27 protein-coding genes are annotated in these 22872 nt (G+C 39.0%); 21 read left to right on the top strand and 6 right to left on the bottom strand.

Features of this window, described 5'->3' with window-relative positions; translation table 11 throughout:
* Window positions 1-48: 48 nt before the first annotated feature.
* Complete coding sequence (locus BN53_RS00555; RefSeq protein ID WP_009558916.1) at window positions 49-1005, top strand: hypothetical protein; 957 nt, start codon at window positions 49-51, stop codon at window positions 1003-1005.
* A gap of 83 nt (window positions 1006-1088) precedes the next feature.
* Here BN53_RS00555 and BN53_RS00550 read toward each other — a convergent pair whose 3' ends face one another.
* Complete coding sequence (locus BN53_RS00550; protein ID WP_040537215.1) at window positions 1089-1454, bottom strand: aggregation-promoting factor C-terminal-like domain-containing protein; 366 nt, start codon at window positions 1452-1454, stop codon at window positions 1089-1091.
* Between the two features lie 186 nt (window positions 1455-1640).
* On the opposite strand from BN53_RS00550, the gene BN53_RS00545 reads away from it, so the two are divergent.
* Complete coding sequence (locus BN53_RS00545; RefSeq protein ID WP_009558914.1) at window positions 1641-4166, top strand: M1 family metallopeptidase; 2526 nt, start codon at window positions 1641-1643, stop codon at window positions 4164-4166.
* Between the two features lie 107 nt (window positions 4167-4273).
* Here BN53_RS00545 and BN53_RS09785 read toward each other — a convergent pair whose 3' ends face one another.
* On the bottom strand, window positions 4274-4498 hold the full coding sequence (locus tag BN53_RS09785; RefSeq protein WP_009558913.1) for a hypothetical protein: 225 nt from the start codon (window positions 4496-4498) through the stop codon (window positions 4274-4276).
* Between the two features lie 68 nt (window positions 4499-4566).
* On the opposite strand from BN53_RS09785, the gene BN53_RS00535 reads away from it, so the two are divergent.
* Together BN53_RS00535 and BN53_RS00530 are read left to right on the top strand one after the other, a co-directional pair.
* Entirely contained in the window at window positions 4567-6015 is a 1449-nt protein-coding gene (locus BN53_RS00535; RefSeq protein WP_009558912.1) for an acyl carrier protein, read from the top strand.
* A 141-nt stretch (window positions 6016-6156) separates the two neighbouring features.
* A complete protein-coding gene (locus BN53_RS00530) occupies window positions 6157-7650 on the top strand; it encodes a peptide MFS transporter (RefSeq protein ID WP_009558911.1) in 1494 nt (497 codons plus the stop codon).
* A 55-nt stretch (window positions 7651-7705) separates the two neighbouring features.
* Here the strand turns inward: BN53_RS00530 and BN53_RS00525 are convergent, their stop codons facing one another.
* Window positions 7706-8914, bottom strand: coding sequence for a L,D-transpeptidase family protein (locus tag BN53_RS00525; protein ID WP_009558910.1), 1209 nt, complete (start codon window positions 8912-8914; stop codon window positions 7706-7708).
* Between the two features lie 145 nt (window positions 8915-9059).
* On the opposite strand from BN53_RS00525, the gene BN53_RS00520 reads away from it, so the two are divergent.
* On the top strand, window positions 9060-9863 hold the full coding sequence (locus BN53_RS00520; RefSeq protein ID WP_009558909.1) for a DUF4931 domain-containing protein: 804 nt from the start codon (window positions 9060-9062) through the stop codon (window positions 9861-9863).
* A gap of 1 nt (window position 9864) precedes the next feature.
* On the opposite strand, the gene BN53_RS00515 is transcribed toward BN53_RS00520, so the two are convergent.
* On the bottom strand, window positions 9865-10506 hold the full coding sequence (locus BN53_RS00515; protein ID WP_009558908.1) for a hypothetical protein: 642 nt from the start codon (window positions 10504-10506) through the stop codon (window positions 9865-9867).
* A gap of 55 nt (window positions 10507-10561) precedes the next feature.
* Here BN53_RS00515 and yaaA point away from each other — a divergent pair, with 55 nt between their 5' ends.
* The 9 genes from yaaA (at window position 10562) to BN53_RS00475 (ending at window position 15740) form a co-directional block, all read left to right on the top strand.
* Complete coding sequence (yaaA, locus tag BN53_RS00510) at window positions 10562-11323, top strand: peroxide stress protein YaaA (protein WP_009558907.1); 762 nt, start codon at window positions 10562-10564, stop codon at window positions 11321-11323.
* A gap of 17 nt (window positions 11324-11340) precedes the next feature.
* Window positions 11341-11940 carry a histidine phosphatase family protein gene (locus tag BN53_RS00505; RefSeq protein ID WP_009558906.1) on the top strand — a complete coding sequence of 200 codons (600 nt, stop codon included), beginning with the start codon at window positions 11341-11343 and terminating at the stop codon, window positions 11938-11940.
* A gap of 96 nt (window positions 11941-12036) precedes the next feature.
* The gene (locus BN53_RS00500; protein ID WP_009558905.1) at window positions 12037-12561 is read left to right on the top strand and encodes a TetR/AcrR family transcriptional regulator; all 525 of its coding nucleotides are present in this window, start codon (window positions 12037-12039) and stop codon (window positions 12559-12561) included.
* 1 nt (window position 12562) lies between these two features.
* Window positions 12563-13624: an ABC transporter permease gene (locus BN53_RS00495; RefSeq protein WP_009558904.1), complete on the top strand. Its 1062-nt coding sequence runs from the start codon at window positions 12563-12565 to the stop codon at window positions 13622-13624.
* 2 nt (window positions 13625-13626) lie between these two features.
* Complete coding sequence (locus tag BN53_RS00490; RefSeq protein ID WP_009558903.1) at window positions 13627-14301, top strand: ABC transporter ATP-binding protein; 675 nt, start codon at window positions 13627-13629, stop codon at window positions 14299-14301.
* 133 nt (window positions 14302-14434) lie between these two features.
* Window positions 14435-14677: an ATP-binding cassette domain-containing protein gene (locus tag BN53_RS00485; RefSeq protein ID WP_133286384.1), complete on the top strand. Its 243-nt coding sequence runs from the start codon at window positions 14435-14437 to the stop codon at window positions 14675-14677.
* A 27-nt stretch (window positions 14678-14704) separates the two neighbouring features.
* Window positions 14705-14899, top strand: coding sequence for a hypothetical protein (locus BN53_RS09780; protein ID WP_236695128.1), 195 nt, complete (start codon window positions 14705-14707; stop codon window positions 14897-14899).
* 24 nt (window positions 14900-14923) lie between these two features.
* Window positions 14924-15223: a hypothetical protein gene (locus BN53_RS09775; RefSeq protein WP_236695129.1), complete on the top strand. Its 300-nt coding sequence runs from the start codon at window positions 14924-14926 to the stop codon at window positions 15221-15223.
* A gap of 151 nt (window positions 15224-15374) precedes the next feature.
* Entirely contained in the window at window positions 15375-15740 is a 366-nt protein-coding gene (locus BN53_RS00475) for a hypothetical protein (protein WP_009558899.1), read from the top strand.
* Window positions 15741-15971: 231 nt separating this feature from the next.
* Here BN53_RS00475 and BN53_RS00470 read toward each other — a convergent pair whose 3' ends face one another.
* Complete coding sequence (locus BN53_RS00470) at window positions 15972-17378, bottom strand: C69 family dipeptidase (RefSeq protein ID WP_009558897.1); 1407 nt, start codon at window positions 17376-17378, stop codon at window positions 15972-15974.
* Between the two features lie 128 nt (window positions 17379-17506).
* On the opposite strand from BN53_RS00470, the gene BN53_RS00465 reads away from it, so the two are divergent.
* The 6 genes from BN53_RS00465 to BN53_RS00440 all read left to right on the top strand — a co-directional run bounded on the left by BN53_RS00465 (window position 17507) and on the right by BN53_RS00440 (window position 21410).
* Window positions 17507-17713 carry a hypothetical protein gene (locus tag BN53_RS00465; protein WP_009558896.1) on the top strand — a complete coding sequence of 69 codons (207 nt, stop codon included), beginning with the start codon at window positions 17507-17509 and terminating at the stop codon, window positions 17711-17713.
* 104 nt (window positions 17714-17817) lie between these two features.
* Window positions 17818-18408, top strand: a complete 591-nt coding sequence (locus tag BN53_RS00460; protein WP_009558895.1) for a TetR/AcrR family transcriptional regulator — start codon at window positions 17818-17820, stop codon at window positions 18406-18408.
* A gap of 76 nt (window positions 18409-18484) precedes the next feature.
* Complete coding sequence (locus BN53_RS00455) at window positions 18485-19024, top strand: NADPH-dependent FMN reductase (protein WP_009558894.1); 540 nt, start codon at window positions 18485-18487, stop codon at window positions 19022-19024.
* Between the two features lie 12 nt (window positions 19025-19036).
* Window positions 19037-19573 (top strand): NADPH-dependent FMN reductase, encoded by a 537-nt coding sequence (locus tag BN53_RS00450; protein ID WP_040537213.1) that lies wholly within the window; start codon window positions 19037-19039, stop codon window positions 19571-19573.
* Between the two features lie 95 nt (window positions 19574-19668).
* Window positions 19669-20463, top strand: a complete 795-nt coding sequence (locus BN53_RS00445; protein WP_009558892.1) for a tyrosine-protein phosphatase — start codon at window positions 19669-19671, stop codon at window positions 20461-20463.
* Between the two features lie 17 nt (window positions 20464-20480).
* Window positions 20481-21410, top strand: a complete 930-nt coding sequence (locus BN53_RS00440) for an FAD:protein FMN transferase (protein ID WP_040537226.1) — start codon at window positions 20481-20483, stop codon at window positions 21408-21410.
* Between the two features lie 40 nt (window positions 21411-21450).
* Here the strand turns inward: BN53_RS00440 and BN53_RS00435 are convergent, their stop codons facing one another.
* Window positions 21451-21987 carry a CvpA family protein gene (locus BN53_RS00435; RefSeq protein ID WP_009558890.1) on the bottom strand — a complete coding sequence of 179 codons (537 nt, stop codon included), beginning with the start codon at window positions 21985-21987 and terminating at the stop codon, window positions 21451-21453.
* Between the two features lie 153 nt (window positions 21988-22140).
* Here BN53_RS00435 and rsmG point away from each other — a divergent pair, with 153 nt between their 5' ends.
* Window positions 22141-22863 (top strand): 16S rRNA (guanine(527)-N(7))-methyltransferase RsmG, encoded by a 723-nt coding sequence (gene rsmG / locus BN53_RS00430; protein WP_009558889.1) that lies wholly within the window; start codon window positions 22141-22143, stop codon window positions 22861-22863.
* Window positions 22864-22872 lie beyond the last annotated feature (9 nt).

The raw sequence follows: 22872 nt of genomic DNA, 5'->3' as shown, positions 1-22872 counted from the left end.
TACTTTTAAAAAATTGTGCTAGGATAACTTAGAGAAAGGGGTAAATTTATGACTAATATGTCCCGGCGCGAATATCGCATGAGAAGCCAAAAGGCTAAAGAAAGCATGCAAAGAAGGCGCCGCTATTCCAAAAAAGAACTTAATCGCGATGAATTGAGAAAGCCGGATCCCTTGCGGGCGCCGCAGATTGATACCTCAAGAATTGAATATACTCATACTAACTTGAATTTCTGGAAGATCTTCTCAGACCGACCATATGTTTCAGTAGCCATTATTGTCTTGGCGATTTTTTTAGTGATGATCAAGTTCTGGGTCGGGCTACTAATTTTAGGAATTATTGTGGCAATTGGTATTTATGTAATTGCTAAATCCCACCACCCAGATCAGATTCTTAGTATTGAATTTAGGCTCAAGGCCTCAAGAAAATTGAGCATGCTGCGCTCCTTGCAACTAGGGGGATCGCTATTGATGTTTTTGTCTACTTATATGAAGCAGGTAGTTTCAGTTGACTTTTCATCTGCTGGTTCAACCGATAGTTTGCAAATAATCGAGGGCGTTTTGTCCAATCATGGCTATTATGGCCAGCAAGGGTCATACTTTTTGAGCTTGTTGAACACAGTTACCGGTGGAAGCTTATGGAGTTCTTACCGCTATGCGACTAATAGCGCTCAAATGATGAGCTCTGATTCAGGTAGAAATATCGTGGTCTGGGTCTTGCTCTTGATGATTGCACCAGCCTTTTGCGTGTTGGCCCAATTTTTTAGAGAGCCATATTCGCGCAACTGCAGCTTAATTAGTTCACTAATTGCAATGATTAGCTTTATTTTGACGCCTGGCTTAATGAAGAAGTGGGTTGTAGAGTATGCTATAGAAAATCAAATGTCCCAGCAAGCAGCAAGTAATGCCGTCAATATCGGCACGATGGCCTATGTAGCGATGGGATGCGCCATCTTGGTGATGGGCATTTCTTTATACCGCTTCATCAAAAAAGATCAATTCGAATAAAAGCAAAATAAATACCGACTAGGAAGGATTATCCTAATCGGTATTCTTTTATATCTGGGGAAAATATTGGATACTTTGGAATATTAGTACCAGTGGTGAGCTAACCAAAATCTCTTAGCGTTAACCCATGAGCCGTAACGACCGTAAACATATCTGTCAGCGGTTCTTTCTTGGTTGGCTGGAGAGTAGTTACCGTGCAAGTAAGCGATGTTTAATTGGTAACGACCGTAACAAACGCCGTTTCTAGCGTAGTAGCTACCACCAGATTCGCGCATTGCGATCCAGCGCTTAGCAGCCTTTTCGCTCTTAGACATAGCTGCTTGAACAGTATTGTTTTGACCAGCTACGTTAGTAGCAATAGTTTGAGTAGCAGAAGCACCAGTTAAGACTAAGGCTAAAGCCACGATAAATTTTACGAAAGTTGATTTCAAATTATTCAATGTTTTCATTCCCTATACTTAATTATTAATCTCTTAAACCTTACAAGCCATATACTACCTGGCGAATGTTTCAGCTCTGTTACAAAACAAAAACGTAGCTCTTACAATCTCCGCAGAAAAGCTAATTTTAATGTAATATTTGGCCGTTTTTGGTAAAATTTAGTTAATTGTAATACCTTAATTAGGAGGAAAAATATGGCAGTAAAACGTATTTATGAAACATTTCATCCAGAACACTATGATTTGTTTATCGATGTCAACCGTAAAGAAAAGTTGATCACTGGTACTTCAACCATCACTGGTGAAGCTATGGAAACTACTATCTTCGTCAATGAAAAGTACATGACAATCAAGGCTGTTAAAGCTGATGGTCAAGATGTACCTTTTGAAGTAATTGACGCTGATGAAGTTATCAAGATTGACTTGCCAAAGACTGGCAAGACTACTGTAGCAATTGACTACTCTGCACCACTTACTGATACAATGATGGGAATTTACCCTTCATATTACGAACTTAATGGCGAAAAGAAGCAAATTATCGGTACGCAATTCGAAACTACTTTTGCTCGTCAAGCTTTCCCAAGTATTGACGAACCAGAAGCTAAGGCTACTTTCACTTTAGCGCTTAAGTGGGATGAAGAAGAAGGCGAAATTGCTCTTGCCAACATGCCAGAAATCAAGGTTGAAGATGGCGTTCACTACTTCGAAGAAACTGTTCGCATGTCCAGCTACCTTGTTGCTTTTGCCTTTGGTGATTTGCAATCAAAGATGACTGAAACTAAGAGCGGCGTTAAGATTGGCGTCTTTGCTACTAAGGCTCACCAAGCTAAGGAATTAGATTTTGCCCTTGATATTGCTAAGCGCTCAATCGAATTCTACGAAGACTTCTACCAAACTCCATACCCATTGCCACACTCATGGCAATTGGCCTTGCCAGACTTCTCAGCTGGTGCCATGGAAAACTGGGGTCTGGTAACTTACCGTGAAGCATACTTAACCCTTGACCCAGATAACACTTCATTGCAAATGAAGAAGTTAGTTGCGACTGTAATTGCCCACGAATTAGCTCACCAATGGTTCGGTGACTTAGTAACCATGAAGTGGTGGGACAACTTATGGCTTAACGAAAGTTTCGCCAACATGATGGAATATGTAGCAATTGACGCAATTGAACCAGACTGGCACATTTGGGAAATGTTCCAATCTAGCGAAGCTGCTCAAGCTTTGACTAGGGATGCAACTGACGGCGTACAATCAGTTTACGTTGAAGTTAACGACCCAGCAGAAATTGATGCCCTCTTTGATGGCGCGATCGTTTACGCAAAGGGTTCAAGAATGTTGGTTATGGTTAGAGCTTTGCTTGGCGATGAAGCTTTACGTAAGGGCCTTAAGTACTACTTCGACCACCACAAGTTCGGCAACACTACTGGTGACGACTTATGGGATGCTTTATCAACTGCTACTGACCTTAACATTGGCGAAATTATGCATACTTGGCTTAACCAACCAGGTTACCCAGTAGTTAATGCCTTTGTTGAAGATGGTCACTTGAAGTTGACTCAAAAGCAATTCTTCGTTGGTGAAGGCGAAGAAGTAGGCCGCAAGTGGGCTATTCCATTGAACGCTAACTTTGATGCACCACAAATCATGTCTGAAACTGAACTTGACCTTGGCAACTACGAAGACTTGCGTAAGCAAGCAGGTGAAGCTTTGCGCTTGAACGTAGGCAACAGCTCACACTTCATCGTTAAGTACGACGATACTTTAATGAAGGATATTTTAGCTGATGTAGCCAGCCTTGACCCAATCGCTAAGTTGCAATTGCTTCAAGACTTGCGCTTGCTTGCTGAAGGTCGTCAAATTTCATACGCTGAAATCGTGCCATTGTTGACTAAGCTTGCAGATGACAAGTCAGGTTTAGTAAACGATGCTTTATACACTACTGCTGCTAAGTTGCGTCAATTCGTTGAAGTTGGTAGCGATGAAGAAAAGAACTTGAAGAAGTTGTACGACAAGCTTTCTGCAGGTCAAGTTGCACGCCTTGGTTGGGAAGTTAAGGATAGCGACAGCGATGATGACCAACAAGTTCGTCAAGACGTTTTAAGCGCTAGCCTTTACGCTGAAAATGCTGCCTCAATTAAGGAAGCTCATGAATTATTTGAAGCACACAAGGATGACTTGTACAGCTTGAATGCTGATGTTCGTGCTCATGTCATCATGAACGAAGTCAAGAACTTCCCAGCAGCTGGTTTAATTGATCAATTGATTGACGAATACAAGAAGACTTCAGATGCTTCATACAAGTTAGACTTGCGCGTTGCAATTACTAAGACCAAGGATGAAGCTGAAATTGCTAAGATTATCGGCTACTTCAAGGATGCAGACGTAGTTAAGCCACAAGACCTTCGCGGTTGGTTTGCAGGAATGCTTGCAAATGATGCATCAGAAGAAGCAGCTTGGACTTGGATCCGCGATGAATGGAGCTGGCTAGATGAAAAGATCGGTGGCGACATGGAATTTGCTACCTTCATTACAGTAGTAGCTCGTCAATTCAGAACCGCTAAGCGTCTAGCAGAATTCAAGGAATTCTTTGAACCAAAATTGTCACAAGCTATGCTTACTCGTGAAATTAAGATGGATATTAAGTTTATCGCTGCTCGCGTTGACTTGATTGAAAGCGAAAAAGCAGCTGTTAACAAGGCTGTCGAAGCAAGTTTATAATGTATCAGAAAAAGCGACTCGTTTGAGTCGCTTTTTTGTGTGGAATTAGAAAAACAATTTGCTTCTTGAGTTGAACAATTATCAAGTACTTAATTTAATGAGATCTATTAATCTTTAGTAGTAGCTGAAAGAGCAATATTTAAAAGTAGTGTAACTAGTGATACAGTGATCAGAACAAGACCAATAATTGAATAATTGAATGGATTCTTCAAATTAAAGATCCGTTGGAAGAAGAAAGTACCAAACGGCATGAATAAGATGGCAACTGAAAAAATAATGCCAAAGACTCTACCGATGTAATTTAGGTCAGTATTTGTTTGAACAAAGGTCATAAATTGAATGTTAAAGATCGACAAAAGAAATCAAATAAAATGATTGGAATTGCCAAAATAATGACTGAATGAGAAAAAGTGATGAAGGTATTTTCGATAAACTTAGAAATCTTTTGACAAAGTATCATGTCAATGAGATTGCACAACTGGATTCTCTTGATTTAGTTCGTTTTATCATTGAAGTAGAAAATGCTTTTACTATACATATTAATGATGAACAATTAGCATTATTAACTACAACTAAACGTTTGGCTGATTTTATCAAACATAAAAAGTGGTCAAAAACGGTTGATTCTTCAATAGATCAACAAACTATTGAAGCAGAATTGATGAATTTTAAGATGCTATTTGATGATTTTGAAAGTCAATATGAACAATATAAGATTACAGCATCATCTACTCAGCAAAGCTTATTTTTGCAGGGAAAAACCTCATTTGATCGTTTGTGCATAGCTATGCCAACAATAAACTACCAAGAAATAGAAAAGATTAAAAAGATTTTTGTAGATTTGACTACTAAAATCGATTTGCTGACTTTTACTTGGTTTAGAGATGAACAAGATAGACTATATTTTAAAAAAGCAAAAAATGTTTATCCGATTTCTTTTGTTTCATTGAATGGGTTCTCTAATGATAATTTAGAGCAAGTGATGTATTCTAAACAAGGCAGACCAATATATTGTTTAATCTTTAACCTAAATAGATGCCAGTTGGAGATCGTATTTTCACATCACACGCTGGATGCATCGTCATCTAACAAGTTCAAACAGCTATTTGTTGACTTATATCAGCAAAATTTATCCATTGACCAAATCAAACCGAGTTCATATGCTGATTTCATGGATTTTATACGCGAAACTAATCAAAATACAGATGTAAAAAAGGCAATTAGTTTAATTTCTGAGACTGAGCAAAGCTTGCAGTTGACGAAAAAGGATACCTATGTATACATTAGCAAATTTGCTTGCTCTGCTAAGACAACAGATCAGGTATATACACAAGGAATCTATCTGCTTTCACAAGCTATGATGCAAGATCATAAGATGCATAAGATCACTGGTAAAATTGCCTTGAATATTAGAAGTTTTGACAAATTTGATGCTAATAATGTTATTGGTGATGTTCATGCTACTCTGCCTTGGCAGGTTAACAAGCAGGATAGTTTTACTGATTTTGCCAATAGCTATAAAGATTGGCTAAATATTTATACAAAGGGAATAGATTATCGTTATTGCATTTTTAACGCTGTAGGTAAGAATTTGCAATACTTACCTGAATTAGATAAGAAGTGGAAAAGTATGAATATTTCACCAAATTATCTTGGTGAAGTTGAAGACGTGGATGCAATTATAGCAGAAATTTTGCGGTTACCGTTTAAGGCAAATTACGTTACGCTGGTTAGCAAAAATGGTATTTTATACTGTATTTCCTATGGTCAATTGTTGAGAAAGAAGGAATATAAAGTTAAGCTTGGTGATGAGATAGTCACTATTACGACAGCTAGTCGGCATAGCTAATTAAAAATAAAATTAAGAGAGCTAGATCCTTAAGTGCTATAACACTTAGGGATTTTTTCTTGTCATAATTTGACTAGAGTCGATAAAAAATTATAAAATACTTAATTGTGTTCTTATTTGACTAGGAAGGAAAATTTTTAAATGAAGCAAAAAAGTGAAGATACAGCCTTTTTTGGACAACCTAAAGGCTTATCGACTCTATTTTTCACTGAAATGTGGGAGCGTTTCAGTTACTACGGCATGAGAGCGATCCTGCTCTTTTACATTTATTATGCAGTAGATAAAGGCGGTTTGGGAATGGATGAGGTTACCGCCGCCTCAATTATGTCTATCTATGGTTCCTTGGTTTATCTATCAAGTACTGTAGGTGGCTGGCTATCAGATCGAATCTGGGGTTCGCGCAAGACAGTCTTTATTGGTGGCGTCTTGATCATGTTTGGTCATATTGTCTTATCATTGCCACTAGGTACAGCTGCTTTGTACTGTTCAATTGCTTTGATTGTTGCCGGAACAGGTTTGCTTAAGCCAAATGTCTCAGATATGGTTGGTGGACTTTATAGTCCAGAAGATCGCCGGAGAGATGCCGGTTTTAGTATGTTTGTATTTGGAATCAACTTAGGGTCAGCAATTGCACCTTGGTTAGTTCCTTGGGCAGCTGATGGTTTTGGTTTCCATGCTTTTGGCAATACTACTAACTTCCACGCTGGCTTCTCTTTAGCAGCCTTTGGTATGTTATTAGGACTTATCCAATACTACTACGGTGGTAGAAAGCACCTATCTAAAGATAGCAATAAGCCTAACGATCCAATCAGCAAGGAAGAATTGCAATCAATCATTAAGAAGATAGTTGTAGCACTTGTGATTTTGGCAATTGTCTTAGTAGCAATGCAGCTTTTGGGCAAGTTGAACATCAACAACATTATTTCTTTGATTACCATTTTGGCTATTGCGATTCCAATTTACTACTTTGCCATTATGCTTAAAAGCGACAAGGTAACTAAGACAGAACGTTCTAGAGTTTTGGCTTATATTCCATTATTTATCGCTGGGGCTATTTTCTGGGGAATTGAAGAATCAGGTTCCGTAGTTTTAGCACTTTTTGCCGAACAAAGAACTATCTTGCATATTGGCTCATGGCACTTTGCAGCAGCCAACTTCCAGACCTTGAACCCAGTCTTTATCATGATCTTGACGCCATTATTTGTTTGGCTTTGGGAACACTGGAAGGGTCAACCAACTGCACCAAAGAAGTTTGCTATTGGTTTAGTCTTTGCCGGACTTTCATATGCTTGGATGGCTTTGCCAGGGATGCTTTATGGTACAAGTGGTCGAGTTAGTCCATTATGGCTAGTTGGTTCATGGTTTATCGTTGAAATTGCCGAAATGCTAATTTCTCCAATCGGTTTATCTGTAACAACTAAATTAGCGCCAAAAGCCTTCCAATCTCAGATGATGAGTATGTGGTTCTTAGCTGATGCAACAGGTCAAGCAGTCAACTCTCAGATCGTTAAGTACTATTCCGCAAATACAGAAGTTCAATATTTCTTGATTGTTGGAATTGTCAGCGTAGTCTTTGGTTTGATTATGCTTGTATTAAGCAAGAGAATTCATGCTTTGATGGCCGGAATTAACTAAAATTGACTATCAAAAAAGGAGATATCGCCGATATCTCCTTTTTTAGTACTTATTTCTAGTAAACGATGACAGGTTCGTTCTTGATTACGTTATCCCAGACCTTCTTAACTTCGCCTGGCTTAATGTTGACACATCCATGTGAACCACCCTTGAGGTAGGCAGTCTTGGACCAGTCAGTTCTCCAGCTAGCATCATGCAAGCCGCAGCCACTTAAAGTAAATGGCATCCAGTATTGAACTTTAGAAGCGTATTTTGAACCATCGTCATTGTAGCCTCTAAGTACGCTTGGGGACTCCTTATAGTGGATGTACCATACGCCCTTTGGAGTTTGATCGCTCTTGTCGCCAGTCATAGTTCCAGTAACGACATCTGTTAGATGGACAGCAACTTGGCCATGGCGAACAACCCAAAGCTCTTGTTTTTTGAGCGAAACAACGACATAGTTTTGACCAATGCCGTGGTTAGATTCTTGATAACCGTGTGGATAAGTACTGTAGCCTAAGCCATAGAGGTAGTTTCCACCATCTAACTGCTTAGTTCCATTAGCAAAAGCTTCCTTGACTGCCTCGCGGGCTTTTTTAACGTAAACGCCCCAGCCGTAGCTTTCGTTTTTGACGGTGATGGTCTTGCCCTTGACAGAACTGCCGGATGGAACAGTAAACTTATAGCTCTTTTTGATCGTGGTATTTTCGCGATCGATCTGTTCAAGCTTGTTAGCTAACTTCTTGTCATCCTTGAAGTTGAACTTGCCATCTTGGTATTCGACCTTGTTGACTAAGTCTTTAGCTTTCAAGTCGTAAGTTTTGCCGTTAACCTTGAATTCTACGCTTGCTTGATCAAGAGCGGTTAGCTTGCTTTTAGCTTCATTTAAGCTAGCTGATTCGTAAGTGTAGGTCTTGTTATTTGGTGATTCAGTGTGCTGCTTTTTGAAGTATTTGGCAACTTCGGCCGAACTAATCGTTGTCTTAGCAGCATTTCTTGATAAGACAACCTTGTTATCGACTAAGCTTGCAGTGTTATTAGCTTTTTCGTTAATCTTCTTAGTTGCCTTAGCTACAGTTAAATTGCCAACTTTAACCCCATAGATTGTAACGTTGGGATTGAAGTGAGTTGTAGCAAACTTGCGTGCCCGGGCCTCGCCTTGAACGCGCTTATTATGGGCAACTACGCCGAAGATCAATGCAAGGACCGCAACCAGGCCAACTAGGACCAAGATGATATTGTTGCGGTTGTTGCGTTTATGTAAATTTCTTCTAGATTCCATAATAAATCAACCCTTATTCTGATGAATGTAAAAAGTGTCCATTTACATGTAAGCTTATCATCTATAAGTTAATTAGTAAAGATTTGAGTCTATTAGCGGTATAATGAAGGCTCCTAGAATTTTTTGATTGAAGAGGGCGAAAAGATTGAACAATGATCCGATAGTTTTTGAATTGAGTATTGCCAAAAATAAGCCGCACTCTTATCGCAAAGATAAGCCTAAAGTCAAGGTTTGTCCTTTTTGTGATACGGAGCATTTAACGGATATTTACCGTCAAGATGGAGAATTCATCTGGCTGCATAATAAGTTCCCAACGCTTAGAGACACGACGCAAACCGTTTTGATTGAATCGCATGATCATTTGGGGGATATTTCCACTTATTCTAAAGAGCATAATCGCAAGTTGATGCGCTTTGCCCTGGATGCGTATTTGGAGATGGCAAAGGATAAGCAATATCGCTCGGTTGTCTGGTACAAAAATTATGGCCCCCATTCAGGAGGCTCCTTGATTCATCCGCATATGCAGATTGTTGGCTTCAAAAAAGAAGATGCCTACAAGTATCTTCATCAAAACAATTTTGAAGGGCATAGCTTATTCAAAAATGATCAAGTTGAAGTTAATATTGCTACTCATCCGGTGCAAGGCTACACCGAAATCAATATCAATGCCCTAGAACTATCTGATCTAGACCTATGGGCTGATTGGATTCAGGCTGGGGCTGAGTATTTGCTAAACGTGATGTACAATGGCCGCTTTAAATCATATAACTTGTTCTTTTACCCGCGCGCAGATGGGGGAATTTGTGCCAAGTACATTACGCGCTATGATGCACCGCCTTATTTTGTTGGCTATAAGTTATCGCAAGTCAATGATGATGAAGCTTTAGTGAAAGAAGCCAAGCGTTTTAGGGAGTTTTTTGAGCAAAATAAAAAAACTAGCCTTAGCTAGTTTAGAATTTAGTTTCGCCTAAGTCGTCTTCAGGGCGGTGAGCTTGAATGCGGATGATTTCCCAAGCAAATTCGCTATTAGAAGCAGATAAATCAATCGTCAATTCTTGCTTGTCGTAGCTAAATTTAGCTTCAGTGCGGTCTGCAATCCATTCCACGCGGTTTGGTGCTTGCTTTAAACCAGAAACAGTTAGTTTGTCTGGTAGAGGAGTTTTGACGAAAATATATTTTTGATAAGTGGCGTGACGATTGGTTAAAATATAGCCATAGCTAGTCTTAAGCTCACTAGGCTCGCTTTCGTTTAAAGCATGGCCGAACAAGTGCATCCAATCGTTGATTGCTGATAGCATCTTCAAATTGTCATCAGCTAGTTTGCCATCAGCTTCAACTGCAAGATTGATGATGGTTGCTTGGCCTTTGATGCGATTTTCGACGATGGTGTCGATGACGTTTTCAGCAGTTAAATCAAGGCCAGCTTGCTTGTCTAACAAGGCAATGCTGTATTTTTGACAAGCTTCTAAGAAGCTGTCATCAGCCATGATTGCACGCACGCCAATGTTGCGAGCTTCTTTTACCAAGTAGTCTTGATCGACATTGCTAGTTTTTAAGTCGAAATTTAAAATGATTGCAAAATCAGGATTCATTTTATTGGTCCTCTCTATTAGTAACTTATCAAATTGTACAGTAAAAGGAAAAATTATGAAAATAATTATCTCTCCCGCCAAAAAAATGGTCGTTGATCAGGATGCCTTTCCAGTGTTGACTCAAGCTGTGATGCTTGAGCAGGCCAGGATTTTGGCTGATTTTTTAAAGAGTAGAACTGCCAAAGAGTTAAAGGAAATCTGGGAGGCAAGCGACCGGATTGTAGCCCAAGGGCAAAAGCAGCTAGAGCAGCTAGATTTTGAACGGCAATTAACGCCAGCAATTATGTCCTATCAGGGAATCCAATATCAGTACATGGCAGCGGATTTACTATCTAAGGAAGCTTTGGACTTTTTGCAAGAACATGTAAGAATTCTATCAGGCCTTTATGGTATTTTGCGTCCCTTTGATGGGGTGCAGCCCTACCGGCTAGAAGTCAAAAATAAAGTGGCAGGCTTTCAAGATGGCAATCTTTATCATTTTTGGGCAGGACAAGTGGCTGATGAATTGTTCAAAGATGAAACCACCATCATCAATTTAGCTTCAAAAGAATATTCGCGCATGATTGCCCCATATTTAACTGAAAATCGAAAAATGGTCACGATAGATTTTCAAGAATTAAAGGCCGGCAAGTGGAAGACAGTTGGCGTTCACGCCAAAATGGCTAGAGGCGAAATGACCCGTTTCATCTGCCAAAACCAAATTGATAGCTTAGATGGCTTGAAGGATTTTAATGATTTTGCTTTCAGTTATAATGAAGAAGAGAGTAGCGAAGACAATTATGTCTTTCGGACAGATTTTGATTTTACTAGGAAATAATTTTTGAGGAAGTAAATATGGAGTTAACTTTTATTCGTCACGGACAAACTGGTTTAAATAAGGAAAATCGCATTCAAGGTTCAGCAACCAACTATCCTTTGGATGAAGAAGGAAGAAGTCAGGCGCAAGCTGCAGCTGCTAATTTTGACCCTAGTCAGTATGATGTGGTCTTTGTCAGCCCTTTGGCTAGAGCCCAAGAAACAGCCAAAATTTTCACTAAGGGTCAAAAGGAATTGATTACTGACGAGCGAATTAAGGAGTTTGATTTTGGCAGCTGGGATGCACAATTAATTAGCGAGTTAAGAGCAAATTACCCAGATGCCTTTGATGAATGGGGCAAGGTCACAGACAAGTATCTGACTTATGCTACTGATGCCGAAAGCCAAGTGCATTTAGGTCAACGCTGCCAAGAGTTTATTGATGAATTAAGGCAGAAGTACCCTGATGGCAAAGTATTGGTAGTAGCGCATGGAACTTTGATTAGAATGATGGCTGCTTGTTTAGTTGAAGCGGGCAAGATGAGCAATTTCCAGACTATGGACAATTGCGGCTTAGCTAAGTTCGAAGTAAAGAAAAATACCAGCAGAATGCTTTATTACAACCGCGTTTTAGCATAATTTTTTAAAAAATAGAGTTTTAAAGTTGACACAGTGTCACCAAGGTTATATTATTTATACCGTCAAGTGACACTGTGTTACTTGGAAAGGAAGAATATGGTTAAATCAACATTTTTAAATTTACCGGACGAAAAAAAGCAAAGAATAACGCAAGCCGTCTTAAAGGAATTTAGTACGTACCCTTTAACTGACGCCCAAGTTAGTCGAATCGTCAAAGATGCCGAAATCGCTCGGGGAGCTTTTTATAAATATTTCGATGATTTAACAGATGCTTATATGTACGTTTATAAGATCGCAATCAAGGAAATTCATACGGGGATCAGGCCATCAAGTGGATTCGATCCAGATTTCTACTATCAAAGGGTGAAGAATTTTGTCGAAAAGGCCCAAAATAGTCAATATTGGCCCTTGATGAAATTGCATATGACCCGCAATGAAATAGTTTTGGGTACGATGCAAGGCAATCCTGGACAGATGCTGAAAATGCCGCCACAGATGTGGAGTGCCATGGTCTTAAGCCATGATGCAATCAATGCCTGCTTCAATGATCCTGATCACACCAATGAAATCCTTGAGCGATTAAGAACTAGTTTAGAATTAATAGCTAAAGGAATGAAGTAGAATGTTTTTAGCATTTAAAGAAATTAAACATGAGAAAATACGCTATGGCTTGATCGTTATGATGATCTTTTTGATTAGCTACTTGATTTTCATGTTGTCATCGCTAGCAATTGGCCTAGCTGAGGAAAATACGCAAGCGCTTGAATCTTGGCAGACTCAGAAGGTTGTTTTGAATAAAAATGCCAACATTAGTTTGAGTCAGTCAGTCCTAAATAAAGATGACCTAAAGAATGCTTCTTTAAGCAAAAATGAAGCTTACTTAGGGCAAGTCCCAGTAGTAGTCAAGGCTAACAAGCGTAGCTCGATTTCGGCCCAATTTTTAGGCGTCAAGCGCGATCAATTTATCTATCAAGATCAAGAACTGATTGCTGGTCGCAAATCTAAGAATAAGAGCGAAGTTACCGCCGATCAAGCCTTGCAATTGAAAGGCTACAAATTAGGCGACAAGATCAAGCTAAATGATTCAAAGCAAAAGTACACAATTGTTGGTTTTGTCAAAAATGCCAAAATCAATATTGCGCCAATTATCTATGGAGATTTAGCGACTTGGAAAAAGCTAAAGGTAGCCATGCCTAACGTTGTTGCTTCAGGAATAATTTCTAAGAATGCTGATTACAAGTTAAATCATAAAAATGCCAAAACTTATGATGTTAAGACCTTTATCAACAAGTTGCCAGGCTACACGGCTCAGAATATGACTTTTGAATTGATGATTGGCTTCTTGTTTATTATTTCGCTGATTATCATTGCAGTCTTTTTATACATTTTGACTATGCAGAAGATGCAGAATTATGCAGTTATGCGCGCACAAGGCATTCCAGCTAAGACCTTGGTAGCAGCTACGATTGGCCAGGCAGTAATTTTGGTTGTCACAGGCGCAGTCATTGGTTTGTTGTTGATGGAATTGACAATTTTAATGATGCCAAAGAGCGTGCCAATGGACTTTACGCCAGCGATTATGCTTGCAGGAGTAGGTGGCATGTTATTGATGGGAATTATCGGAAGTTTGATTCCAGTAAGATCTATTTTGAAAGTAGATCCAGTAAAGGCGATTGGTGAATAAGTATGGCAGCAATTCAATTAGAAAAGATAAATAAAGTTTATGGCAAAGGCGGCGCTCAGGTAAGAGCCTTGAAGGACGTTGACTTTGAAGCAGAAAGTGGCGAAGTTGTCTTGATTATGGGACCATCAGGTGCGGGCAAGAGTACATTTTTAACAATTATTGGTTCTTTGCAAAAGCCAACTTCTGGTAGCGTTAAAGTTGATGGAGAAGAAATCAGTCAGCTATCTGCTAAAAAGACTGGTGCCTTGCGTTTGAACAAGATAGGCTTTATCTTGCAAGCTTACAACTTAGTACCTTATTTAACAGTGCAAGATCAATTTGTCTTGGTTGATAAGGTAAAAAGGCAAGGCAACCTGAGCAAAGAAGAGTTAGCCAAGCTGATGGAGCAATTAGGCATCAGCGACTTAGCCAAAAAGTATCCAGGCGAATTGTCAGGTGGTCAAAAGCAAAGAGTAGCGATTGCGCGGGCTTTGTATGCTGATCCGGCAATTATCTTGGCAGATGAGCCAACTGCTTCCTTAGACAGTGAGAAAGTCAAAGAAGTAGGTCAGCTATTTAAGACAATGGCTAAAGAGAGGAATAAGGCTGTCATCTTAGTGACGCATGATCCACGACTTAAGGAATATGCGGATCACATTTATGAGATGATGGATGGTCAGTTGAGTAAGGAGGCTTAAAAGAAGTTATACCTAATCTCCTGAATTTCAGTGAAAACGGTTACCTATAAAGGTAGCTTTTTTTATTGCATACATTAACCGACCTCAAATCTTAATGCTGGATGAGCCAACTGTGGGCTTGGACGTTGAGTCTGTGATTGCAGTCCGAAAGTTGATTAAAAGATTAGCTGAAAGTGGACGAGCAATTGTTCTTACTAGTCACAACATGACAGATATTGAAACCCCGGCTGATCGTATATATTTAATTGGTAATGGCAGAATACATTACCGTGGTTCTGTTTCAGATGTAAAAAAGTATGCTGCAGTACCAGATAGTGCTTCCTTAGCTGATGCATATCTAGCAATCGCACCTACTTTAAAGCGAAAGTTAGGGTGATTATTGATGAAGCTATTGAGGATGATTTTGTTTCAACTGAAGCTCTATGTGAAAAACTCTTATTTCGTTAGTTTAGTTTTGATCGAAACAAGTTCAATGCTACTATACCAATATTTGGCAAATTTCACCAACCAGTCCTATTCTGGAAAAGAGTGGCTGATAGCTGGAATTATGGGGATGTGGGCTTCTTGTACAACTAGTGCTGGAGCCTTAGGTTTTTAGCAGTGGCAGGGAACCTTGGCCCATTTGTTGAATTCTGGTCTTTCTTCAGTGAAAGTGCTAATTTCCGTCCTATCGCCAGCTGCCTTGTATGGGTTGATTTCTTTTCCGATTGCAGGATTAGAAGTTAAAATTTTAAATATTCCTGTTGATTATTTCGATCTGCAATTATTAATAGGTATTATCTTATTTTGGTTTGCATCAACAGTTTTGAGTTATTTTATTAGCCTACTATTTATTTTGAGTAGAAATGCTCTTGAATACGAAGAATTAATTTTATTGCCAATTCTGCTTTTATCAAACCAATTCGGTTATTTAGCCCATTAAGTTTCCCAATTAGGATTATCTATCATCATAATTTTCGATGAGATTTTATGATTTCATACTTACTAATTGTTTTGTTGTTTGTTGTCATTTCAAAATTGTTGACCAATATCGTCATTAAAAGGGCTTTTAAAGAGGGAAGGTTGAATATCTTTTGAAACCTTCGACCTATCGAGTTGTACTCAGCTCAATTTATAATCTAAGTGGTCTACAAATTATTTTGCTGCATTATTTTGCCCTGCCACTTATTTCTCTGATCATGTTTTTGCTGATAGCTTTTGATTCTCATCAAAGTTATTCCCGAATTCTGCTAGGAACAATTACCACTTCCGGCATTGCAACGAGCATGGGAATTGTTAATGCGTCATCAGTTTATGATCAGAACATTGGTATTTATGATGATATTTTATCAATTAGACCAAGGTTTTCTAAATATTGGCTTCCCAAGCTAATAATTGCCGGTGTGGTTTCTGCAATTGAAGTGCTTATTTTAGCTGGCGATTTTATTTCCAGTCAATGATCTATTGGATGTGATTTCTAGCCCAAATTTTTTAAGTCCTAGCTTATTATTTTGTATTGCTAAGAGTTTGATTTGGACATTAATCTGCTTTATTTCAATTAAATTGTTGAATCGAAAATTTTTAAATCAGGACAATTAAAGAATCAAAGAATCAAGTTGCTAGCGACTTGATTCTTTTTGCTAGCCCAACAAAAAAGAGCAATGAAAAAACATTGCTCGATGATAAGAATTTTATAAATTAGGATCCATCTTAAATTTCAATGGAGAATCAGCAGTTTGTAAAGTAATCACTTCAGCGATAAGTTTTTGATAAATCTTAATAGCCGCATCAGCCATATCTAAGTTGGCTTGATCAACGATTGCTAGCTGTTTTTGGCTATCAGTTTCTTTTGTAAGTTTTTGATCAGCTTGATAGCGAATGCGAAGAACCTTTTCCTTGGCATCAGTTTGAGCATTGGTTAGCAAGCTGCCATACTTACCCCAATCGCGGTCAACCAAGGTGCTAGCCAGTTTGAAGACCCAGTAGGCAGAGTTAGCCGAATAAGTTTCTTTGCCGTACTTGTACATAGTCGGAACTTTGGTTCCCTGTGGATAAAATGGAACATAAACGCTTTGACCGCCAATTCCCATGGCTAGCCAGTGAACCATCTTTTCGCTGTTTAATTCAAGTAAGTGTGATTCTTGGCAAGTTGCTACGCCAATTGGACGGAAGGTCGCATTTGACTTATTCTTTGGATTGGTCAAATCGTAAGGCGTATTTTGGTAGTGGTTGGTCAAGACGTCTTGCGCATCTTGAATCGTGATTGGCTTATCAGCTTGACGAGCAAATGGCAAGTTGAAAGATTGAGGTTCTTGCTTGACTGATGGGGTCAAGAGCTTTTGGCCGATCCAGACTCTTGGCGTATTGTAGTGCAAGTCGCTATCTGAGCGAGTACCAAAGATTTCTCTAAAGTTGAATGGAGCATCTTTTGGCCAGAGCTTGTTGTCGTAGACGAATTCGCGAATGTTAGGCGAAGTCAAGAAGATATCGCTGTCAAAGTCGATTTCTTGAATTGATAATTGGTTAGCTACGACTGCGTATGAGTCGTCAGGGATGCGCATGGCTACCCAGTGGTGACCAGAACCAATTTCTAAATACCAAGCTTCATCCCGGTCAGCAAATAAAATTCCGTCAGCTTCTGCTGCGCCGTGCTCTTCAACGATCTTGCCTAAACGAAGCACGCCTTCTTTAGCAGTTTTAATGTATGGCAAGACAACTGTTACCATTGCTTCTTCTAAAATGCCAGTTTCAGTTTCAAATGGGTCAGCTGCCAAAACGCGATCGTTAGCATAGGCACTTTCGGTGGCACTCATAGCAACATGATATTCATTGATTCCATCTTCTTCAAACTCGCCATATTTGTTAGTCCATTCAGGCGTTGATGAATAAGCAAATAAAGTTGCAGGCAAGTCCATTTCGAACTTGTTGTCTTTTGACTTGAAATGGTTGTTTTCAATTGTACGGTGCGGATTGAAAGCAAGGTGTTTTGGCCAGGCAGTTTTGGCATCTTCGTTGCGGCCAATAATAACGCTACCAGTAGCAGATGCTTTTTTGCCAATAAGAATTGATGTGCAGGATGATCTTCCAATTTTTGACATAAAAAATAACTTCCTTTTCTGTTAAAAAATATAAATATCCCTCAAAATCTGATAGAATAATTTTAGCATGGTAAGTAATATAATCTGTAATTAATGACGATATTTTTTAAAATAAGGGGATGTTGAAAATGAACACTAAATCAATCAAGATTGATTTGAATTTTGACAATGGCGAATTGAATATGGCCTTTTCAGATAATTTAACCAAGGACGAAGAAAGAGGCTACATCTTGTCAGCAGCCTTTCTTTCTTATTCAGCTTCAAAGGGCTTAAGCAAGGAAGATGTTATGAATATGGTTAATGATTACTACGATCAAATAGCTGATCAAAAATAAATAGTAACGATATAAGGCGATATCCTTGTTTTTATGATCCAAGGCTTTTATGATAATAGTAGTAGATGTGAAGAATTTATTTGTGAGAGTTGGGCGAATTAGGAATGGCTAGAAAAAAAGAGGTAAGTAGAGAGAAAATTTTAGATATTGCTTATAAGATGGCCATCAATGACGGTTTGGATGGCATTACAGCTCGAAATATTGCAAAGGCAGGTCACTTCTCTACTCAACCATTATACTTAGAATTCGAAAATATGGATGAGATCAAAAGCGAAATTCTTCGACGAATTTCAACTGATCTAAAGGAACATACTTTGCAAAAGAAATTTACCGGCAAGCCTTTGATTGATTTGGATTTGTCTTATATTAATTTTTCGAAGCAACATACTAAGCTCTTCAAGGCGATGTTTGTCGATGGTAAATTTGGTAGCGAAATTATTGAAGGAACTTTGCTGGAACTTGGAACTGAAAAGTTCAAAGAACAATACCCAGACAGGAATTTCGATGATGAAAAATTGCACCAGATCATTGTGTTTAACTGGATCAACACAATTGGTTTGACTGCTTTGATTGTTAATGAGATTGCGCATTTTGAACAAGAACAAGTTATCAACGTCTTGCAATCACAAATAAGCCAAGCAATAAATAACGATGAATTTGCAGTTGACGAAAGCAACCCCCTTAACCTCAGCTAATTTATGAAAGTGCATACATTTATTCCAACATTGGGGTATAATGAAACTCATAACGGTTTTTGAAAGGTGGTTTTTTATGAAGATTCTAGCATTATCAGGTTCAAATGCTGATAAATCATTTAATATGGCATTGTTGCAATTTGTTGCTAAGCACTTTGCTGGTAAGTATGATTTTGAAATTGAAACAGTAAAAGGTTTACCGCTTTACAAAGAAGGTGTTGATGCACCAGCTGATGTGTTAGCCTTAAGCAAGAAGATCGAAGAAAGCGACATGGTGCTTATTGCAAGTCCTGAACAACAACACTCTGTCGCAAGTTCACTTAAGAGTGCTTTAGAATGGCTTTCAAGTGTAGTTCACCCATTCAAAGGCAAACCAGTTGTTATCATTTCCACTTCACCAATGCCTCAAGGTGCAGCTCGTTCACAGAGCCGCTTGAAGAGCATTATGACTGCACCAGGATTTAGCGCTGAAATTTTCAATGGTGATGAATTCATGATGGGAACAGCTCCAAGTCAATTCGATGAAGAAGGCAACTTGACTAATGTCAAGACAGTTGAATTCTTGGATCACTTCTTTGACGAAGTTGATAGCTGGTATGCACAAATTACTAAGTAAGGGGTGGAATTGATGAAATTATTAGCTGTTGTAGGTACTAATGCTGAATTTTCTTTCAATCGCTTTTTGGCACAATATATCGCTAAGAGATACAGCGATAAGGCAGATATTGAAGTAGTAGAAATTGACCCAATCAAGCCTTTTAGTCGTTCACAAGAAGCTGATGAAGTTACTAAGGAATGGATTCAAGCAGTTAAAGAAGCAGATGGCGTAATTTTGACCACGCCTGAATATGACCATGGTATTCCGGCTGCCTTAAAGAGTGCGCTTGAATGGCTAGGTTCGCACGCAGGTCCTGATGTAATGAAGATGAAGCCAGTTGCTGTAGTCGGAACTTCATATGGTATTCAAGGTTCATCAAGAGCTCAAGAAGAGGCACGCGAAATTTTGCTTTCACCTGATATGAGCGCTAATGTTTTGCCAGGCAACGAAGTTTTGATCGGTGGCGCTGCTGCTAACTTTGACAAGGAAAGTCACGAATTGACTAACGAAGCTTACATCAAGCAATTGGATGCAATGATGGATAACTTCATTAACTTTGTTAAGTAGGCAAATAATTTTGCTATTATATACAATTGAGTTGTAAAATTAAGTCTGAGACTATCGTCTTGGACTTTTTTATTTTAGAAAAGGTGATTCGTTTAATGGTTAAACCAATCGTTCTACCACTTAGAACTGTACGCAATCCACGAGACTTAGGTGGCTACATTGGCTTAGACGGTCGAAAGATTAAGGCTCACCGTTTGATTAGATCAGGCAAGGTCAATGGAATTTCAGCTGAAGATAAGCGAGTTTTACGCGAATATGGCTTGAATACGATTATCGACTTGCGTTCGCCAATGGAACGCAAAAATTGTCCAGATGACGCAATTGAGCAAGTTGAACATTTTGACTATTCTGTTTCTAATGAAGACAATACTAAAGGCGGTATCAATGATTTGGAGAAGGCCTTTAAGATGTACCGCCAAGATCAATACGCAGGCTTTCATTTGATGTGCCAACGCTACCGTGATTATGTTTTAAAAGAACATTCGCAAAATTCAATGCATAAGATCTTGGAATCCCTAGTCAATAATCGTCAAGGCGCTACTTTGTATCACTGCTCAGAAGGCAAGGATCGGACTGGCTTTGTAACTTTGATTTTGCTTTACATTTTGGGTGTTGATTTAGAAGTGATTCGCCAAGACTATCTATATTCCAACTTGGTCTTGAGCGACTACCGCGCAAAAAGAGACAAGCAATTTGCCCTTGAAGGCGAAAATGACAAGTTCCGTGCCAACATGCGAGTACTTGGGTCAGTTTCTGATGCCTTTTTGGATACGACCTTGATCACGATTAATGAAGAATTCGGGGGCCTAGATGCCTTTATTCGCAACCAGCTTGATGTATCAGCTGATTTTCAGGCTGCTTTGCAAGATTTATATTTAGAAAAGAACTAATCATGGAAAATAATACAATAGTTAAAGATTTAGCTTTAGAGTCTAGAGTAGGTACGCACCATGCTCTGGGAACAACGATTACTTTACAGATTTTTGGCGCAAAAGATGATTATGTAATCAATAAATCTTTTGAGCTGATCGATCATTATGAGGACCTTTTGACTGTTAATCGGGATGTGTCTGAAGTAATGGATATTAACCATGCTGCTGGCAAGCACGCAGTTCAAGTTTCTAGTCCAACTTATAGCTTGGTTAAGCTGGCCGTTGAAAAGAGCCGCGAAAACTTCGGCTTTAATGCTTTGATTGGCCCAGTTGTAAAATTATGGCACATTGGCTTTAAGGGTGCCCATGTCCCAACTGATGATGAAATCAAGGCAAAGATGGCGCTAACTGATCCATTTGATGTGGAATTAAATGACAATGATCAAACAGTCTTCTTGACTAAAGAAGGCATGGAACTAGATCTTGGCGGTATTGCCAAGGGCTGGATTGCTGATCGAATTCGCGACTTTTGGTTAAGCTGCGGAGTTAGAGCCGGCATTATCAACTTAGGTGGGAACATTTTGCTGGTTGGCGATTCGCCTAAGCGTGCTAGCGGCCTTTGGGCAATTGGCGTGCAAGACCCTAAGGCCAAGCGCGGCGGCAATATTACCTCAGTTATGGTCAAGGAATGTTCAGCTGTAACTAGTGGGGTATATGAGCGCTATTTAGAAGTTAACGGCAAGAAGTATCACCACTTAATCGATCCAAGAACAGGCTACCCAGTTGAAACAGAATTGGCTGGGGTAACCACTTTTACTAGACGAAGCGTTGATGCAGAGATTGAATGTAAGAGATTATTCTTTGCTGGTCATCCAATTATTGATTGGAGCAAGGATCCGGATCGAATTGGCGCAGTCTTTGTTTACAATGATGAGCACGTTGAATACGACAATTTTAAGAAATAAACAAAAGAGGATGTAACGAAAAGTTACATCCCTTTTTTGCCTAAGCAGCTGTTCTTGAAATATTAAAAATACTATTGAAGATTCCGTTTGATAGTCCCGGCGTATCATAGATAATGAAGCGCAAGAAACTAGAATCGATGGTTTGCTGGATGAACCATTGATTTTGCAAGGCGTTTAACATCGATAAAACTACGTAAACGAAGAAATATCCCGCCACAAATGAAGCAATTGCCCCAAGCACGCTGTCTAGAATGCTACCTAGACTAGTAGAGTGAGGATTTTTGCTTGGCATCCAACTTTTGAAAATTTTAACGACCATTCGCCCAACGAACAAAATGATAAAGAAAGCTGCAAAGCGGTACAGCATTAGATCAGTTTGCGTGGTTAAATTGGTTTGAATTTGCTGACCAGAAATCTCGCTATAAAGCCAGTTGCCCAGATCATTTTGGAAGAAAATCGCAATGATAAAGACAATTGCCCCAAAAACTAAATTAACGATGTAGCGGGTAAAGCCTGTCTGGAAGCCCTTATAAGCTTGCAAAGCCAAATAGGCTAAAACAATTAAAGTTACAATCATATATATCTCCTTTGATTGTTTAAAATTATACCACGGCAACTAAGCTTTGACGATTAAACAAAAATACTTCATAATTGTAGGGATGATTAACTTTACTAATGCACATTTTAGCGTAGAATTATAAGGTGTGAAACACGGTTTCACGGGTGAAAAATGAATCCTGAACAATTTGTAGAAGAACTAAAAAAAGAAAATATTATTTTAAGCGATCAGCAACTCGAACAATTTAATCTTTATTTTGAAGATTTGATTGAGACTAACAAGCATGTCAATTTGACTAGAATCACTTCAAAAGAAGAAGTTTATCTCAAACATTTTTATGATAGTGTAACGCCGCTGCTTCATTTTGCCCAATTCTTTGGTCAAGATGCTAGCTTATGCGATGTAGGTGCCGGGGCAGGCTTTCCATCAATTCCGCTCAAGATTTTGCGGCCAGATTTTAAGGTGACGATTGTCGATTCTTTGGCCAAGCGATTGACTTTTTTAGACAATTTAACCAAAAAGTTGGGCCTTGATGGAGTAGAGCTAGTTCATGGCCGAGCCGAAGATATTGGTCAAAACCCTAAGTATCGTCAGCAATTTGACATAGTTACAGCTAGAGCAGTTGCAAATATGACTGTTTTAAGCGAATATTGTCTACCTTTGGTTAAAGAAGGTGGCTATTTTGTTGCTTTAAAGGGTCCTAAGGCTCAAGATGAGTTAAAGGAAAGCCAAAAAGCAGTCGATGTTCTAGGAGCAGAACTAGTAGCGTCTAAAGAACTTACCTTGCCGCTTAGTCAGGAAGATCGTAGCTTATTAATCTTCAAAAAGATCAAGGCTACGCCAAAGAAATACCCAAGACAGGCTGGGATGCCTAGACGCAAACCAATTCAGTAGTGAGGAAGT

This window comes from Lactobacillus pasteurii DSM 23907 = CRBIP 24.76 (assembly GCF_000297025.1).
GTDB lineage: Bacteria > Bacillota > Bacilli > Lactobacillales > Lactobacillaceae > Lactobacillus > Lactobacillus pasteurii.
The sequence above is the reverse complement of the archived record's forward strand: the minus strand, read 5'-3'. Positions and strand labels throughout refer to the sequence as shown.